General features: G+C 55.0%; 14 protein-coding genes. 9 read left to right on the plus strand and 5 right to left on the minus strand.

Features of this window, described 5'->3' with window-relative positions; all coding sequences use genetic code 11:
* Window positions 1-19: 19 nt before the first annotated feature.
* The 9 genes from D5041_RS01010 (at window position 20) to D5041_RS01050 (ending at window position 11,154) form a co-directional block, all read left to right on the plus strand.
* Window positions 20-706, plus strand: coding sequence for a class II aldolase/adducin family protein (locus tag D5041_RS01010; protein ID WP_010101602.1), 687 nt, complete (start codon window positions 20-22; stop codon window positions 704-706).
* Between the two features lie 135 nt (window positions 707-841).
* Window positions 842-2,122, plus strand: coding sequence for a hypothetical protein (locus tag D5041_RS01015; RefSeq protein WP_265282005.1), 1,281 nt, complete (start codon window positions 842-844; stop codon window positions 2,120-2,122).
* Between the two features lie 177 nt (window positions 2,123-2,299).
* The gene (locus tag D5041_RS01020; protein ID WP_138927801.1) at window positions 2,300-3,580 is read left to right on the plus strand and encodes a hypothetical protein; all 1,281 of its coding nucleotides are present in this window, start codon (window positions 2,300-2,302) and stop codon (window positions 3,578-3,580) included.
* 176 nt (window positions 3,581-3,756) lie between these two features.
* Complete coding sequence (locus tag D5041_RS01025) at window positions 3,757-5,043, plus strand: hypothetical protein (RefSeq protein WP_265283640.1); 1,287 nt, start codon at window positions 3,757-3,759, stop codon at window positions 5,041-5,043.
* Window positions 5,044-5,217: 174 nt separating this feature from the next.
* Window positions 5,218-6,492 carry a hypothetical protein gene (locus D5041_RS01030; protein ID WP_265283641.1) on the plus strand — a complete coding sequence of 425 codons (1,275 nt, stop codon included), beginning with the start codon at window positions 5,218-5,220 and terminating at the stop codon, window positions 6,490-6,492.
* Window positions 6,493-6,667: 175 nt separating this feature from the next.
* Window positions 6,668-6,790, plus strand: coding sequence for a hypothetical protein (locus tag D5041_RS01035; RefSeq protein WP_265283642.1), 123 nt, complete (start codon window positions 6,668-6,670; stop codon window positions 6,788-6,790).
* Between the two features lie 155 nt (window positions 6,791-6,945).
* Window positions 6,946-8,217, plus strand: a complete 1,272-nt coding sequence (locus D5041_RS01040) for a hypothetical protein (RefSeq protein ID WP_265283643.1) — start codon at window positions 6,946-6,948, stop codon at window positions 8,215-8,217.
* Window positions 8,218-8,496: 279 nt separating this feature from the next.
* A complete protein-coding gene (locus D5041_RS01045; RefSeq protein WP_265283644.1) occupies window positions 8,497-9,774 on the plus strand; it encodes a hypothetical protein in 1,278 nt (425 codons plus the stop codon).
* A gap of 108 nt (window positions 9,775-9,882) precedes the next feature.
* Entirely contained in the window at window positions 9,883-11,154 is a 1,272-nt protein-coding gene (locus D5041_RS01050) for a hypothetical protein (protein WP_265283645.1), read from the plus strand.
* 34 nt (window positions 11,155-11,188) lie between these two features.
* On the opposite strand, the gene D5041_RS01055 is transcribed toward D5041_RS01050, so the two are convergent.
* The 5 genes from D5041_RS01055 to D5041_RS01075 are packed head-to-tail and all read right to left on the minus strand — an operon-like array spanning window position 11,189 to window position 15,957.
* Window positions 11,189-12,322 carry a Gfo/Idh/MocA family protein gene (locus D5041_RS01055; RefSeq protein WP_265283647.1) on the minus strand — a complete coding sequence of 378 codons (1,134 nt, stop codon included), beginning with the start codon at window positions 12,320-12,322 and terminating at the stop codon, window positions 11,189-11,191.
* A 4-nt stretch (window positions 12,323-12,326) separates the two neighbouring features.
* A complete protein-coding gene (locus D5041_RS01060) occupies window positions 12,327-13,097 on the minus strand; it encodes a sugar phosphate isomerase/epimerase family protein (RefSeq protein WP_265282014.1) in 771 nt (256 codons plus the stop codon).
* Between the two features lie 59 nt (window positions 13,098-13,156).
* Complete coding sequence (locus D5041_RS01065; RefSeq protein WP_265283648.1) at window positions 13,157-14,251, minus strand: ABC transporter ATP-binding protein; 1,095 nt, start codon at window positions 14,249-14,251, stop codon at window positions 13,157-13,159.
* Between the two features lie 4 nt (window positions 14,252-14,255).
* A complete protein-coding gene (locus tag D5041_RS01070) occupies window positions 14,256-15,125 on the minus strand; it encodes a carbohydrate ABC transporter permease (protein WP_265283649.1) in 870 nt (289 codons plus the stop codon).
* Window positions 15,118-15,957, minus strand: a complete 840-nt coding sequence (locus D5041_RS01075) for a carbohydrate ABC transporter permease (protein WP_010100188.1) — start codon at window positions 15,955-15,957, stop codon at window positions 15,118-15,120. Before D5041_RS01075 ends, D5041_RS01070 begins: the two co-directional genes overlap by 8 nt.
* Between the last annotated feature and the right edge of the window lie 144 nt (window positions 15,958-16,101).

Raw genomic sequence — 16,101 nt, forward strand, 5'->3', positions numbered from 1 at the left:
CCCCACCACCTCTACCGCCATGACCTCCCTGACACCCACCCCACAAAACGAAACCGCGCTGCGCCAAGCCATCGTGCAGCACTGCCAGCGGCTCGCCAGCGCCGGCCTGACGCAAGGCACCTCGGGCAACATCAGCGCGCGCTGCGCGCAGGGCGACGAAGCCGGCCTGCTGATCAGCCCGAGCGGCGTCGATTACGACGAAATGCGCCCCGAATCGCTCGCCTGGATGCGCATGGACGGCGAATGGAGCGGGCCGCTCAAGCCAAGCTCGGAATGGCGCTTCCACCGCGACATCTACGCCTGCCGACCCGAGGCCGGCGCGGTGGTGCACGCCCATCCGACGCACGCCACGGCGCTGGCCGTGCAGCGCGAGGCGATCCCGGCCTTTCACTACATGGTGGCCGCAGCCGGGGGCTACGACATCCGCTGCGCACCCTACGCCACCTACGGCACCGAGGAGCTGTCGCGCAACGCGCTCGCCGCGCTCGTAGACCGGCGCGCCTGCCTGCTCGCGAACCACGGCCTGATCGCCATCGGCACCGACCTGCGCCGCGCCTTCGCGCTCGCCGTCGAGGTCGAGGCGCTCGCGCACCAGTACCTGCTGGCCCGCGCCACCGGAACGCCAACGATCCTGGACATTGCAGAAATGAACCGCGTGCTCGAAAAATTCAAGTCCTATGGCGCGAACGCGCAGACTGCTGGATGATCGGCTCTCAAAAATTTGATACAATCCCAGACGAATTGATACATTCAGTCCCCGCACTCGGTTTTCCCCAAGAAAAACCGGGTGTTGTTACCAACCTGCTTGCAGCCGCGCCCACGCCAAAACCCTGGAGCTTTCATGCCATCACCCGTAGATATCAAGTTCGTCATGCCTGTCGTGTTGAAAATCGGTTCTGAAGGAGTCATTTGTGTGCAGCCCATCCCCGGGGTGGATCAGACCAAGGCAAAAATAGATGAGCTGACGCTGACTGTGCTGGATGGTCAGACGCATGTCGTCACCGATTATCAAAAGGATTTTGCATCAGCCGATTGGACCTTCAGTTTTTTCGTGCCGCAAAGTTTCATCAGTGAAACCGGACCCTCCATAACGGCCATCGTCAACTTTAAAGTATTGGACGGGGGACAGGTATTTCAAACGATGGATGACTATATTATATGTGTTGACATAGAGCTCAACAAACCGCCGTTTTCCGTGACTGCCATTACTCCAACCTCTGTCAAATTGGACGCTCAATCCACTGCCCAACTGTCGGTGACAGGAACCGCTCTTGACAAGGCATTCTCAAACTGCAACCTGGCGGGTCCTTCGCCCATAAGTGCAACTGTCACAGGCGCTAGTGCTACAAATTGCACAGTAGTGATCCAAGGAAGTGATGTATCAGTTCTCGGGAAGTATCGAATACTCTTGTCCGATGCAACTACTCAGGACACTTTCATCGCACCGATTTTCATAAATATCGAGGGAAAAGCTCCCCTGCCGAATTTGACCTTGCTTTCCAGTGCACCGGATACTCTGTCGCCGGGTGACATTTTCACATTGAAAATTTCCAAAGACGAGGCTACCAGCAGTTGGGATGATGTGCGTATTGGAGATATACGGATCAATACGGCAAGCGGGTGCACCATGGGCGCCGCTCCCCACGGCAGCATCAAACGTATCTCCAACACCGAAGGCAGCCTTGGCTGTACCCTGGATCCTGTTCCAAGAGTTCGGGTCAAGGAAAAAGCAACCCTCAAACTTTCGGCTACCTATGAAGGAAAACCGATAAATGTTACAAACACGTTTCCGCTGACGATTCAGCCAGATCCTCATGCCCGCATATTCAAAATCACGTGTTGTGCGCCCTTCACGGTTCCCAAAGATCGTGTAAAGACCGGCAGTTTCCGTTTTCGTTTTTTGGGAACCAACCTCTATCAAATAACCTCCATCAAGTTCGCAAATTCATATCAAATGGGTATTATATCGCAGACAGCATACGGATTCCAGTGCAGATTTTTGCCTCCTCCGACTGATATTCAGGCGGGTAGGTATCAGTTTACCGTCAAGTATATTGATCCGCAAAGCGGCACCGAACAATCACAAACAGTGCAAAACATCACCGTGGAAATTACCTCTTAGGCAATCAGTTTCAATCCAGGCGGGAGAGCGGGTGACTTGCCGTGGGTTCGAGTCCCGCCCTCTCCACCAGGATCACCGGTCTTTAAAGGTCCCACACAAATCTCTGTGTCCGATCTTCCCAAAGAATGTCATCAACACGCTTGAGATGACGCTCAAGCAAAAACTCTGGAACTTATCATGCCATCATTCATAGATATCAAGTTTGTCCTGCCTACGATGTTGAATATCGGGGCTGAAGGATTCATTTGTGTGCAACCCATTCCCGGAGTGGATCAGGCCACGGCAATAATACATGACATGACGCTGGATGTGTCAGATGGTGCGTCGCATGCCGTCGTCCAGTATCAAAGGGATTTTGCATCAGCCGATTGGACTTTCAGTTTTTTCGTGCCGCAAAGTTTTCTCAGTGAGGCCGGACCCGCAGCATTGACTACCATCAAATTTAAAGTATCGGACGGAGGGAATATATTTCAAACTCGGGATGACTGCACTATATATGTTGAAATCGATACCGACAAATCGCTGTTTTCCGTAGCTTCCATTACTCCAACCTCCGTCAAATTGGACGCTCAATCCACTGCCAAACTGTTGCTGACGGGAACCGGTTTTGACAAGGCGTACTCAAACTGCAACTTGGTGGGTCCTTCGTCAGTAGGCGCAACCATCACCGGCGCTAGTGCTACAAATTGCTCAGTGACGATCGAAGGAAGCGATGTATCAGTTTTCGGGACGTATCGAATACTCTTGTTCGCAGAAGCCACTCATGACACTTTCATCGCACCGATTTTCATACATATCGAAGAAAAAATTCTTCCACCGATTTTGACCTTGCTTTCCATGAATCCGAGTATTCTGTGGCAAGGTAACAATTTCTCATTGGAAATTTCCAAAGACGATGCTACCTGTGCTTGGGATGACGTACGTATTGGAGATATACAGATTAATGCAGCAAGCGGGTACACCATGGACGTTTCCCACAGAGGTATCATACACGTTTCCAACACCGAATGCCGCGTTGACTGCACCCTGTCTTCTCTCCCGAAAGTTCGGCTCAAGGAAACAGCAACCCTCAAACTTTCGGCTACCAATAAAGGAAAACCGATAAATGTTACCAACATGCTTCCGCTGACGCTCCGGCCAAGTCCTCCGGCTTCAATATTCAGAATCAATAGTTGCGCTCCCTTCACGGTTATCAAAGCGTTTATAACGAGCACCAATTTCCGTTTTCATTTTGTGGGAGACAACTTCGAGCAAATAGTCTCCATCCAGTTCGGGGATTCCTATCAATTGAGTATTTTTACGCGTACATCAAACAGAATGGAATGCAAATTTTTGACTCCCCCGGGTACTATTCAGCCGGGTACGTATCAGTTTACCGTCAGATATAAGAATCCGAATAGCGGCACCGAACAAACAGTAGTAGTGCAAAAGATCCGTGTGACGGTTACCCTCTCTTAGCCAATCAATTTCAATCAAACCGGGAGAGCGGGTGACTTGCCGTGGGTTCGAGCCCGCCCTCTCCACCAGGATCACCGATCTTTGAAGGTCCCACACAAATCTCCGTGTCCGATCTTCCCAAAGAATGTCATCAACACGCTTGAGATGACGCTCAAGCAAAAACTCTGGAACTTATCATGTCATCATTCATAGATATCAATTTTGTCCTGCCTGCGGTGTTGAAGGTCGGGGCTGAAGGATTCATTAGTGTGCAACCCATTCCCGGAGTGGATCAGACCACGGCAATAATATATGATATGACGCTGGATATTCCAGGTGGTGCGTCGCATACCGTCGTCCAGTATCAAAGGGATTTTGCATCAGCTGATTGGACTTTCAGTTTTTTCGTGCCGCAAAGTTTCCTCAATGAGCCCGGGCCCGCCGCATTGGCCACCATCAAATTTAAAATATCGGACAAGGGGAAGATATTTCAAACGCAGGATGACTTCATTATATGGGTTGGAATAGATACCAACAAATCGCCATTTTCCGTAACTTCCATTACTCCAACTTCCGTCGAATTGGACGCTCAATCCACTGCCCAACTGTTGCTGACGGGAACCGGTTTTGACAAGACATTCTCAAACTGCAATCTGGTGGGTCCTTCGCCCGTATATGCAACCATCACAGGCGCTAGTGCTACAAATTGCACAGTGGATATCAAAGGAAGCGATGTATCAGTTTTCGGGGCATATCGAATACTCTTGTGCGTGGATGAGGAAGATACTCCTGACACTTTCATTGCACCGACTTTCATACATATCGAGAAGAAAATTCCCCTGCCGAATTTGACCTTGCTTTCCATGGATCCGGATATTCTGTGGCAGGGTAACAATTTCGCATTGGAAATTTCCAAAGACGATGCTACCTGCGGTTGGAATGACGTACGTATTGGAGATATAAAGATTAATGCAGCAAGCGGGTACACCATGGACGTTTCCCACAAAGGTATCATACGCATTTCCAACACCGAATGCCGCGTTCGCTGTACCCTGTCTTCTCTCCCGAAAATTCAGGTCAGGGAAGCAGCAACCCTCAAACTTTCGGCTACTAATAAAGGAAAACCGATAAATGTTACCAACACGCTTCCGCTGACACTCCGGCCAATTCCTCCGGCCTCAACATTCAGAATCAGCGGCTGTCTTCCATTCACGGTTGCCAAAACGACCATCACGGGCACCAATTTCCGTTTTTATCTTACGGGAACCGACCTCGATCAAATAATCGCCATCCATTTCGGGACTTCCTATCAACTGGGTATTTTTACGCGGACACCATTCAGTATGCAATGCAAATTTTTTGTTCCTCCGCGTACTATTCAGCCGGGTCCGTACCAGTTTACCGTCAGGTATAAAGATCCGAATACCGGCATCGAGCAAACAAAAGTGGTGCAAAATATCCAGGTGACGGTTATCCTTCCTTAGCCAATCCATTTCAATCAAACCGGGAGAGCGGGTGACTTGCCGTGGGTTCGAGTTCCACCCTCTCCGCCAGGATCATCGGTCTTTGAAAGTCCCACGCAATCCCCGTATCCGGTCTTTCCAAAGAATGTCATCAACACGCTTGAGGTAACGCTCAAGCAAAAACTCTGGAACTTTATGCCAATCGTAGATGTAGAGGATGTCCTGCCTCTTCCTTTGAAAATCGGGACTGAAGGAATAGTTTTCGTACATCCTCTTCTCGGAGTGGACCCGACCAGAACAAAAATATATGAGCTGAAGCTTTTGGTAAATGGTGATCCGCATGACGTTACCAATTTCGAAGAGAGTTTTGAATTAGGCAATTGGACTTTCAGTTTTTTCGTGCCGCAAAGTTTCCACAGTTTGCCCGGCCCCTCCGTATCGGCTGCCATCAGCTTCAAACTATTATCCCAGCATGGAGAGGTATTTCATACGTCGGATGACTTTCTTGTAGATGTTGAAATAGTAGACGACAAATCGCCGTTTTCCGTAGATTCCATTACTCCAACCTCCGTCGAATTGGACGATCAATCCACTGCTCAACTATCGGTGACAGGAGACAATCTTAGCAGGGTATCCTCAAAATGCACCTTGGTGGGTCCTTCGCCAGTCAATGCAACCGTTACCGGCGAGGGAAATACAACCTGCTCAGTCGTGATAAAAGGAAGTGACGTATCGGTTTTCGGGAAGTACCGAGTCATGTTGTACGAGGTAGTTACTCGTGACAATTTCCTCATACAGACTTTCATAAACATCGAGGAAAAAATTCCCACGCTGAAATTGGAACTGCTTTCCGTTGCACCGGATGATCTCTCGCCGGGTGACTCTTTCAAATTGGAAGTTTCCAAAGACGTTGCTACCGCCAGTTGGGACGACGTGCGTATTGGAGATATACAGATCGATGCAGCAGGCGGAGGCACTGCGGAGGTTAGCCACGGCACTGTCAATGGTGATTCCGAAACCGAAGGCAGCATTAACTGTAGCGTGCCTTCTTCGCTCGAAGTGACGGCCAAGGAAGAAGCGACTCTCACACTTTCGGCTACCTACAAGGGAAAACCGATGAATGTGACCAACACGCTTCAGATGACGCTCGTGCCAGGTTCTCAGACCAAAACATTCAGCATCAGCAGTTGCACTCCCACCACGGTTTCCAAAGCGGATGCCCAGGCCGCCGGTTTCCGTTTTTCCCTTATGGGGCAAAACCTCGATCAAATAACCTCCATCAAATTCGGAAATTCATATCAAATGAATATTCTCTCGCGTACCGCAAGCAGAATCCAATGCAGGTTTTTGACTTCAGCGTCCGATATTCCTGAGAATGTGTACCGGTTTACCGTCAGGTACAAGGATCCGCAAAGCGGCGTCGAAGAATCAAAAATAGTGCAAAACGTCAGGGTGAAAATTACCCCTTAGCCAACAGTTTCACTTCCGGGGAAACACTTGATGCGATGCATGCAGGAGAGTGGCAGGGTGTGGTCACATGCACTTGACTCGAGATCAGGCGCAGTGGCCGCGGGTTCGAATTCCAGCCTGATCGCCATCGGCGCCAACCTGCGCCCACGCCTTCGCGCTCGCCGTCGAGGCCGAGGTGCGCGCACCAGTACCTGCTGGCCGCGCCACCGGAACGCCAACGATCTTGGACACCGCAGAAATGAACCGCGTGCTCGAAAAATTCAAGCCCTACGGCGCGAACGCGCAGACCGCTGGATGACCGGCTCTTGAAAGTTTGATACAATTCAAAAAATATTGACACAATCGTATTGTGACTGATACAATCAGTCTCCGCGCTCGATTTTCCCCCAAGGAAAACCGGGTATTGTTACCCGCCCGCTTGCAGCCACGCTCAAGCCCAAACCCTGGAATTTTATGCCATCCATCAATATCAATTTTATCCTGCCCGCGATTTTGAAAGTCGGGACTGAAGCAGTCATTAGTGTGCAGCCCATTCCTGGAGTTGATCAGACCAAGGCAACAATACATGATCTGACGCTGACTGCGCCAGATCACGCGCCGGAGGCCGTCTGGACTTATCAAAGGGGTTTTGAATTTTCCGATTGGGCTTTCAGTTTTATTGTGCCGGAAAGTTTCATGTTTCACGGCCACTCCTCATTGGCCATCGTCAACTTTAAAATATCGGCCGGGGGACAAGTATTTCAAACGCCGGATAACGATATTATAATTGTTGAAACTACTGTCAACAGACCGCCTTTTTACGTAACTTCCATTACTCCAACCACCATCCAATTGGACGCTCAATCCACTGCCCAGGTGTTGGTGACAGGAACCTCTCTTGACAAGGCACACCCACGCTGCGAGCTGGCGGGTCCTTTGCCGGCCGGTGCAACCATCACAGCCGCTAGTGCTACGAATTGCACAGTGGAGATCAAAGGAAGCGACGCATCAGTTCCCGGGAAGTATCGAATAATCTTGTACGAGGCAACTACTCAGGACACTTTCATCGTACCGATTGACATAAACATTGAGGAAAAAAGTCCCGAGCCAAAATTGAAGTTGCTTTCCATTACACCGGATGTTCTGGCGCCGGGTGACTCTTTCAAATTGAGAATTTCCAAAGACGTTGGGACCAGCGGTTGGAATGATGTACATATCAGAGTTGTACAGATTGATGAAGCAAGCGGGCGCACCTCGAACGTTCAGTACGGCAACATCAATCCCGTTTCCAACACCGAATGTAGCGTTGACTGTATCCTGCCTACTGCCGTAAAAGTCGTGCTCAATGAAAAAGCAACCCTCAAACTTTTTGCTTTCTATAAAAGAAATTGGGTAAATGTTACCAACACGCTTCCGCTGACGCTCCGTCCAGATCCTCGGACCACAAAATACACTGTCAGCACTTGTCGACCCCACGCGGCTAGCAAACAGTTTATAAAGTCCTCCAATTTTCTTTTTGTTCTTAATGGAACCAATCTCGATCAAATAACCTCGGTCAATCTCGGAAATGCATATCAAATGGATATTTTTGCACGAAGAGCATTCCGAATCCAATGCAGATTTTTGACTCCTCCGAATGATATCAAGCCAGGTCTGTATAATTTTACCATCAAATATAATGATCCGCAAAGCGGAACTGAAAAAACAGAAGTACTGAAAAACATCGTTGTGCAAATTAGCGTTTAGTCAATCAGTTTCGATCAAAGCGGGAGAGCGGGTGACTTGCCGGGGGATCGAGTCCCGCTTCTCTCCACCAGGATAGGATCACCGGTTTTTGAAATTCCCCTGCGTCAAAATAAATCTTGCGGCGCCACCGCGCAGATCGCGCAATGACCGGCTCTTGGAATTCTGATACAATTTTGAAGAACTGACATAATCAGTCCACATGCCCGGTTTTCCAAAGGAGAATCGGGTATTGTTACCAACCCGCATCCAGCCACGCTCAAGCCAAAACCTTGGAATTCTATGCCATCCATCGATATCAATTTTGTCATGCCTCCGCTTTTGAAAGTCGGGGCTGAAGGAGTCATCCGTGTACAGCCCATTTCCGAAGTGGATCAGACCAAGGCAAAAATAGATGATCTGACGCTGACTTTGCCAGGTGGTGAGTCGCACGCCGTCATCGATTATCAAAGGGGTTTTGAATTTTCCGATTGGACTTTCAGTTTTCTCGTGCCGCAAAGTTTCCACAGTGTGATCGGCCCCTCCACGATGGCTATCGTCAGCTTTAAAATATTGGCCGATGGGCAAGTATTTCAAACGCTGGATGACTGTATCATATGTGTTGACACAGACATCAACAAACCGCCGTTTTCCGTAGCCTCCATTACTCCAACCACCATCCAATTGGACGCTCAATCCACTGCCCAGGTATTGGTGAAAGGAAAATCTCTTGACAAGGCATACGCAAGCTGCAACTTGGCGGGTCCTTCGCCGGTATATGCAGCCGTCACCGGCATCAGTGCTACGAGTTGCACAGTGGTCATCAAGGGAAGCGACGTACCAGTTCTCGGGAAGTATCGAATACTCTTGTACGAGGAAACTACTCAGGACACTTTCATCGTACCGATTGACATACGCGTTGAGGGAAAAAGTCCCACGCCGAATTTGAAGTTGCTTTCCATTGCACCGGATGTTCTGGCGCCGGGTGACTCTTTCAAATTGAACATTTCCAAAGACGTTGCGACCAGCGGTTGGGATGATGTGCGTATTAGTGGTGTACAGGTTGATGAAGCAAGCGGATACACCTCGAACGCTCGCCACGGCCATATCAATCCCGTTTCCAACACCGAATGCAGTGTTGACTGTATCCTGTCTTCTGCCGTAAAAGTTCTGGCCAATGAGAAAGCAACCCTCAAACTTTTGGCTACCTATAAAATGGAATCGGCAAACGTTACCAACACGCTTGCGCTGACGCTCCATCCAGATCCTCGGACCCCAAAATTCAACGTCAGCAGTTGTCTTCCCTTCAGGGCTTCCAAACAGTTTGCAAAGTCCCCCGGTTGTCTTTTTTCTCTTACTGGAATCCACCTCGATCAAATAACCTCCTTCAATCTCGGAAATGCATATCGAATGGATATTTCTTCGCAAACGGCATTCCGTATTCAATGCAGATTTTTGACTCCTCCAAATGATATCAAGGAAGGTGTGTATCAGTTTACCGTCAAGTATGATGATCCGCAAAGCGGCACTGAAAAAACAGAAATATTGCAAAACGTCAATGTGGAAATCACTCCCCCTTAGTCAAACAGTTCCATTAATAATCCCCGTGCCCGGGCTTCCCAAGGGAAGATCGGTGATCGTTACCAACCCGCTTGAGGTCACGCTCAGGCCCAAACCCTGAGAAACCACATGCCAAACATAGACATCATGTTCGTCCTGCCCGCTACTTTGAAAATCGGGGGCGAAGGAATGGTTTATGTACGCCCTATTCCCGGGGTGTTTCATACCAGAGCAGGAATATTTGATCTGAAGCTTGTGGTAAATGGTGACGAGCATACCGTCACCAATTATCAAAAGAGTTTTGAATCGACCAGTTGGGTTTTCAGTTTTTTCGTGCCACAAAGTTTCCACAATTTACCTGGTCCCACCCAATCAGCCATCGTCAGCTTTAAAATATTGTCCGATGGACATGTATTCCAAACGCTGAATAACTTTTCCATCGATGTTGAAATAGAAGACGACAAATCGCCGTTTTCCGTAGATTCCATTACCCCAACCTCCATTGAATTGGACGCGCAATCCAGCGCCCAACTATCGGTGGCAGGAACCGGTCTTGACAAGGTATCCACAAGCTGCACCTTGGTGGGTCCTTCGCCAGTAGACGCAACTGTCATCGGTGATACCCCTACAAATTGCTCAGTGGTGATCCGGGGAAGCGACGTATCAGTTTTCGGGAAATATCGAGTAATACTGAACGATCTAGCTTATCATGATAGTTTTCTCGTACCGATCATCATAAACATCGAGGAAAAAATTCCCACGCTGAAATTGGAACTGCTTTCCGTTGCACCGGATGATCTCTCGCCGGGTGATTCTTTCAAATTGGAAGTTTCCAAAGACGTTGCTACCGCCAGTTGGGACGACGTGCGTATTGGAGATATACAGATCGATGCAGCAGGTGGAGGCACTGCGGAGGTTAGCCACGGCACTGTCAATGGTGATTCCGAAACCGAGGGCAGCATTAACTGTAGCGTGCCTTCTTCGCTCGAAGTGACGGCCAAGGAAGAAGCGACTCTCACACTTTCGGCTACCTACAAGGGAAAACCGATGACTGTGACCAACACGCTTCAGATCACGCTCGAGCCAAATTCTCAGACCAAAACGTTCAGCATCAGCAGTTGCACTCCCACCATGGTTTCCAAAGCGGATGTCCAGGCCGCCGGTTTCCGTTTTTCCATTATGGGGCAAAACCTCGATCAAATAACCTCCATCAAATTCGGAAATTCATATCAAATGAATATTCTCTCGCGTACCGCAAGCAGGATCCAATGCAGGTTTTTGACTTCAGCGTCCGATATTCCAGAGAATATGTACCGGTTCACCGTCAGGTACAAGGATCCGCAAAGCGGCGTCGAGGAATCAAAAATAGTGCAAAACGTCAGGGTGAAAATTACTCCTTAGCCAACCGGTTACCCGGCAGCTTCGCTGGCCCGGGTCAGAGAAACACGTTCTCGTCGGCCCCGGTGGGGACCGGCTCGGGCCGGTCGATCTTGCATTCGATGCCCAGATGGCGTCCATTGCCCGACGAGCGCCCGAAGGCATCGAGGACCTCCAGCACGTGCAACGCCAGCGCGCCACAGGCGCGATGCGGTCGGCCCCGGTGCATCGCCAATACCATCTCGGTCAGTCCGACGCCGCGGTAGTTCGCGACCCGCGCACCGGCGTTCGGCGTGTAGTTCTCCACGCCAAAAGGATGGGCGCTGATGTCCATCGGCTGCCAGGGTCCCCCGCGCTCGCTCAGGCGGGGCGTGCCGCCGAACCAGTTCGGATCGACGCCCAGCAGGCTGCCTTCGGTGCCGTAGATTTCAATGGGAGCGCGCTGGTGCGCCCAGACGTCCCAGGAAACGCTCATCGCCACGTTCGCACCGTTGACGAACTCCAGCACGCCGTTCACCGTGGTCGGCACCTCCACGTCGATCACCTGGCCGCGCAGCGGCTCGCTGCCGACCGTGCGCTGCGGCAGACCGACGCTCGCGCAGCCGCTGACGCGCGCGACCGGACCGAGCAGGTTCACAAGCTGCGTCACGTAATACACGCCCACGTCATGCATGGGTCCCCCACCGGGCTTGAAGAAGAACTCCGGGTTCGGGTGCCAGGACTCCATGCCGCGCGAGAGCATCGCGACGGAGCCGCCAATCGGCCTGCCGATGCGTCCGGCGTCGATCGCGGCGCGGCAGGCCTGGTGCCCTGCACCGAGGAAGGTGTCCGGAGCGCAGCCGACGCGCAATCCGCGCGTGGCGGCATGGGCGAGCAGGCGCTGCGCCGCACCGAAGTCGCTGGCCAGCGGTTTTTCGAGGTAGACGTGCTTGCCGGCCGCAAGAATCTGCTCGCTGACCGGCGCGTGCGCCTGCGGCACGGTGAGGTTCACGACGATCTCTATGTCGGGGTCGTCGAGCAGGGCCTGGACCGACATGGCGCAGACGCCATGCTGGAGCGCCTTGGCCTGCGCGGCCTCGGTGCGCAGGTCGGCGCAGGCCTTGACCCGGACGAGGTCCGATCCCTTTGCGCCGTTGAAGTAGGTATCGCTGATATTGCCGCATCCGATGATGCCGATGTTCACGGGTTGCATGTCGTCAGGCCTTGAGGTTGTCGAGGTAGGCGTAGGCGTTGCGCGCGAACCGGGCCGGGTCGCGCGGGTTGTCGTGCTCGGCCACGAGGCAATGCACCCCGGCGGCACGGCACGCCGCAGAGAGAATCCGCCAATCCATGGTGCCGCTGCCGATGTCGGTCCAGCCGTCCTCGTCGAGCTTCTCGCCGGCAGGCGCCAGGTCCTTGGCGTGCGCCGAGACGACGCGCTCTGCGTAACGGCGCAGCCAAACCAACGGGTCGGCGCCCCCGCGCACGAGCCACGCGACGTCCACCTGCCAGCCCAACGGCGCATCGCCGGCCGCGGCGAAGAGCAGTTCCAGCGCCGTGCTGCCACCCCCCTTGGGCTTGAGCTCCCAATGGTGGTTGTGGTAGCCGAACGCGATGCCATGCGCGGCAAAGCGCTGCGCGTACCCGCCGAGCTCGCGCCCCAGTGCCTGCCAATACGGTGCATCCCCGTCGCGCTCGGCCGGCGGTACCGCGGGCATGAACAAATGGTTGAAGCCGATCGTCTTGCACGCGGCGGCCACCGCGTCGAAGCGCTCGCGCAGCGCCGTCATGTCCACGTGGCTGGACGACGCGCTGAGTCCTCGCGCGCCGAGCTTCGCGCGGGTGCCGCTGGCGTCGTCGAGATGGGCTCCCGTGAGCTCCACCTGCCGGAAACCGGCCGCGGCAACGATATCGAGTTGGTGCTCGAAATGGCCCGCGTTGCGCAGGCTGTAGATCTGGATGGAGAGGGGCAGAGGAGTTGTAGTCATGGGAGGAGCCGGGAGGAAGGGGAGCGGTCGAACGGGTGGAAGGGTCCTGCGTGCTACGGCTACGGCGTGATGCGCCGTTCGCTCGCAGGGTCGAAGAGGCAAGCCGATACGCCGTCCGGGCGCAACCAGACCGTGTCACCGACGCGGCGGCCATGGCGCGGCGCCAGGCGCAAGCCAGCGCGCAGGCCGTTGATTTCGGCGAAGGCAAAGGTGTCGGCCCCGGTGGGCTCGAGCAGGTTCAAGCGGACGGGCAGCGCTCCGGGCGTGCCGGCATCGACCTCGGTGAAGTGCTCGGGCCGCAGGCCGAGGATCGCCGGGCGCCCGTGCCATTCGGCTTGCGTCGCGGGCCCCAGGGTCAGCCGGACGCTGCCCGCAGCGGTTTGCAGGGACACCTCCCAGCGTCCATCCGCGGTGTCGAGCGTGGCGGGCAAGAGATTCATCGTCGGCGCGCCAATGAAGCCGGCGACGTAGAGGTTGGCCGGCCGCTCATAGATTTCCTCGGGCGTTCCCAACTGCTGGACCTGGCCGTCGCGCATCACCGCGATGCGGTCACCCAGGGTCATGGCCTCGACCTGATCGTGCGTGACGTAGACGATGGTCGCGCGCAGCCGCTGGTGCAGCGACTTGATCTCGGCGCGCATCTCCACGCGCAGCTTGGCGTCGAGGTTGGACAGGGGCTCGTCGAACAGGAACACGCGCGGGTTGCGCGCCAGGGCACGCCCCATCGCCACGCGCTGCCGCTGCCCGCCCGACAGCTGCGCCGGCCGCCGCTCCAGAAGCGCCTCGATCTGCAACACCTTGGCCACGCGCGCCACCACGCACGCGCGCTCGGCGCGCGGGACCTTGCGCATCTCCATGGCGAATTCGATGTTCTCGCGCACCGTCATGCTGGGGTACAGCGCGTAGGACTGGAACACCATCGCGATGTCGCGATCCTTGGGGCTCACGCCGTTGACGACGCGGTCGCCGATGATGATCTGCCCCTCCACGGTGCTCTCCAGCCCGGCGATCATGTTCAGCAGCGTGGATTTGCCGCAGCCCGAGGGACCGACGAGGATCAGGAACTCGCCGTCGGCGACGTCGATGTCGATGCCGTTGAGCACCGGCACGCGGCCATAGTGCTTGCAGACGTTGCGAATGCGCAGGCTGGCCATGCATCTACCCCTTGACGGCGCCGCTCACCAGACCGCGCACGAAGTATTTGCCCGCCGCGATGTAGATCAGCAGCGGGGGCAGGCCGGCGATGAGCGCCGCAGCCATGTAGGTGTTGTGGTGCGCCACGTCCTCCTGCACGTTGGTGAGGTTGTTCAGGCCCACGGTCACGAGTTGCTGGTCCGACGGTGCCAACACCAGCGCGAACTGGAAGTCGTTCCAGATCGACGTGAACTGCATGATGGCCACGACCACGAGGATCGGTTTCGCCGTGGGCAGCACGATGCGCCGGAAGATCACCCACAGCCCCGCGCCATCGATGCGCGCCGCCTTGATCAGGTCACCCGGAAATCCGACGAAGTAGTTGCGGAAGAAAAGTGCGATGGGCAGGCTGTAGAGCGTGTGCACCACCACCAATCCGACCAGGGAATGCGCCAGCTGCAAGCGCGCGAAGATGATCGACAGCGGAAACACGAACAGGACTCCCGGCACGAAGCTGCCGAACATCAGCACGAACAGCACCGCGTCGCTGCCGCGAAAGCGCCACTTCGCGAGCAGGTAGCCGTTGAAGCACCCCCAGAGGGTGGAGATCACCGTGGCGGGAATCGCCACCATCAGCGAATGGACGAAGTAGCGCGCCAGCCCCGCGCACGCCGGGGCCCCGGTACACGCGGTGGACCAGGCTGCGATCCAGGGCTCGACCGTCCAGCGCGCAGGCAGCCCCAGCACGTTGCCCGCCTGGATCTCCTGCAACGGCTTGAGCGAGTTGATGAGCGCGAACCACGCCGGCAATGCGAAGAACAGCGTGGCCAGAATCAGCGCCCCATAAATGGCCAGGCGCGATGCGGCGCGCGGGCGGCCTGGCAAATCAATCATGGCGCGGCCGGCGAAGTTCGCGCACGATGTACGGCACCGCGATCGCGATGCTCATCATCAGGATGATCGACCCCGACGCCGCCGCCAACCCCATCTGATCGCGGCGAAAGAAGCGATCGAACATGTAGAAGGCCGGCAGGACGGTCGCCTGTCCGGGGCCGCCCTGGGTCAGCACCACCACCAGGTCAAAGGTCTTCAGCGCCGCCGGCAACAAGATGAGCACGGCACTGAAAACGGTCGGGCGCAGCGTGGGCAGGACGATGCGCCAGTAGATGCGTGGCAGGCTCGCGCCGTCGATCATCGCGGCCTTGAAAACCGAGTCGTCCACGGCACGCAGCCCGGCGATGAACATCGCCATCACGAAGCCCGTTGCGTGCCATACCGCGACCGCCGACATGGCGAAGATGGCCCGGTCCGGCCGCACGATCCAGTCGAAGACCGCGCCCTGCCACCCGAGGCCGTGCAACCACGCCTCCACCCCCAGGTCGGGCGACAGGAGCCAGCGCCAGATCGTTCCGCTCACGATCCAGCTCAGCGCCAGCGGGTACAAGTACAGCGTGCGGAACCCGCCTTCGAACCGCACCTTCTGGTCCAACAAGATGGCGAGCACGCAACCCAGCACCAATGAAGCGCCGACGACGATGGGCAGGTAGCGCAGCAGGTTCCACAGCGCAAGCCACCAGTTTTCGTCGGCCCACAGGCGCTGATACTGCCGCAGGCCGACCCATTTGTATTGGATGAAGCCCTCGGAATCGACGAACGAAACGAGCACGACCCACAGCGCCAAGCCGTAGAAGAAAAGCAGGCTCACGAGGAAGGCCGGGGAGATCAACAACTGCGGCAGCCAACGCTCCCCCCCGGGCGGCGCATGGGCCCCCGAAGCCGGCGCGCTGGCCGCGGCCTCGGGTCCCGTGCGGCGCGCTGGCGGCCGCGTTGCTGCAACGCTCGAATCCATGGCCCTGTGCCCCCGATCGCG

The organism is Verminephrobacter aporrectodeae subsp. tuberculatae (assembly GCF_026127385.1).
Lineage (GTDB): Bacteria > Pseudomonadota > Gammaproteobacteria > Burkholderiales > Burkholderiaceae_C > Acidovorax > Acidovorax aporrectodeae.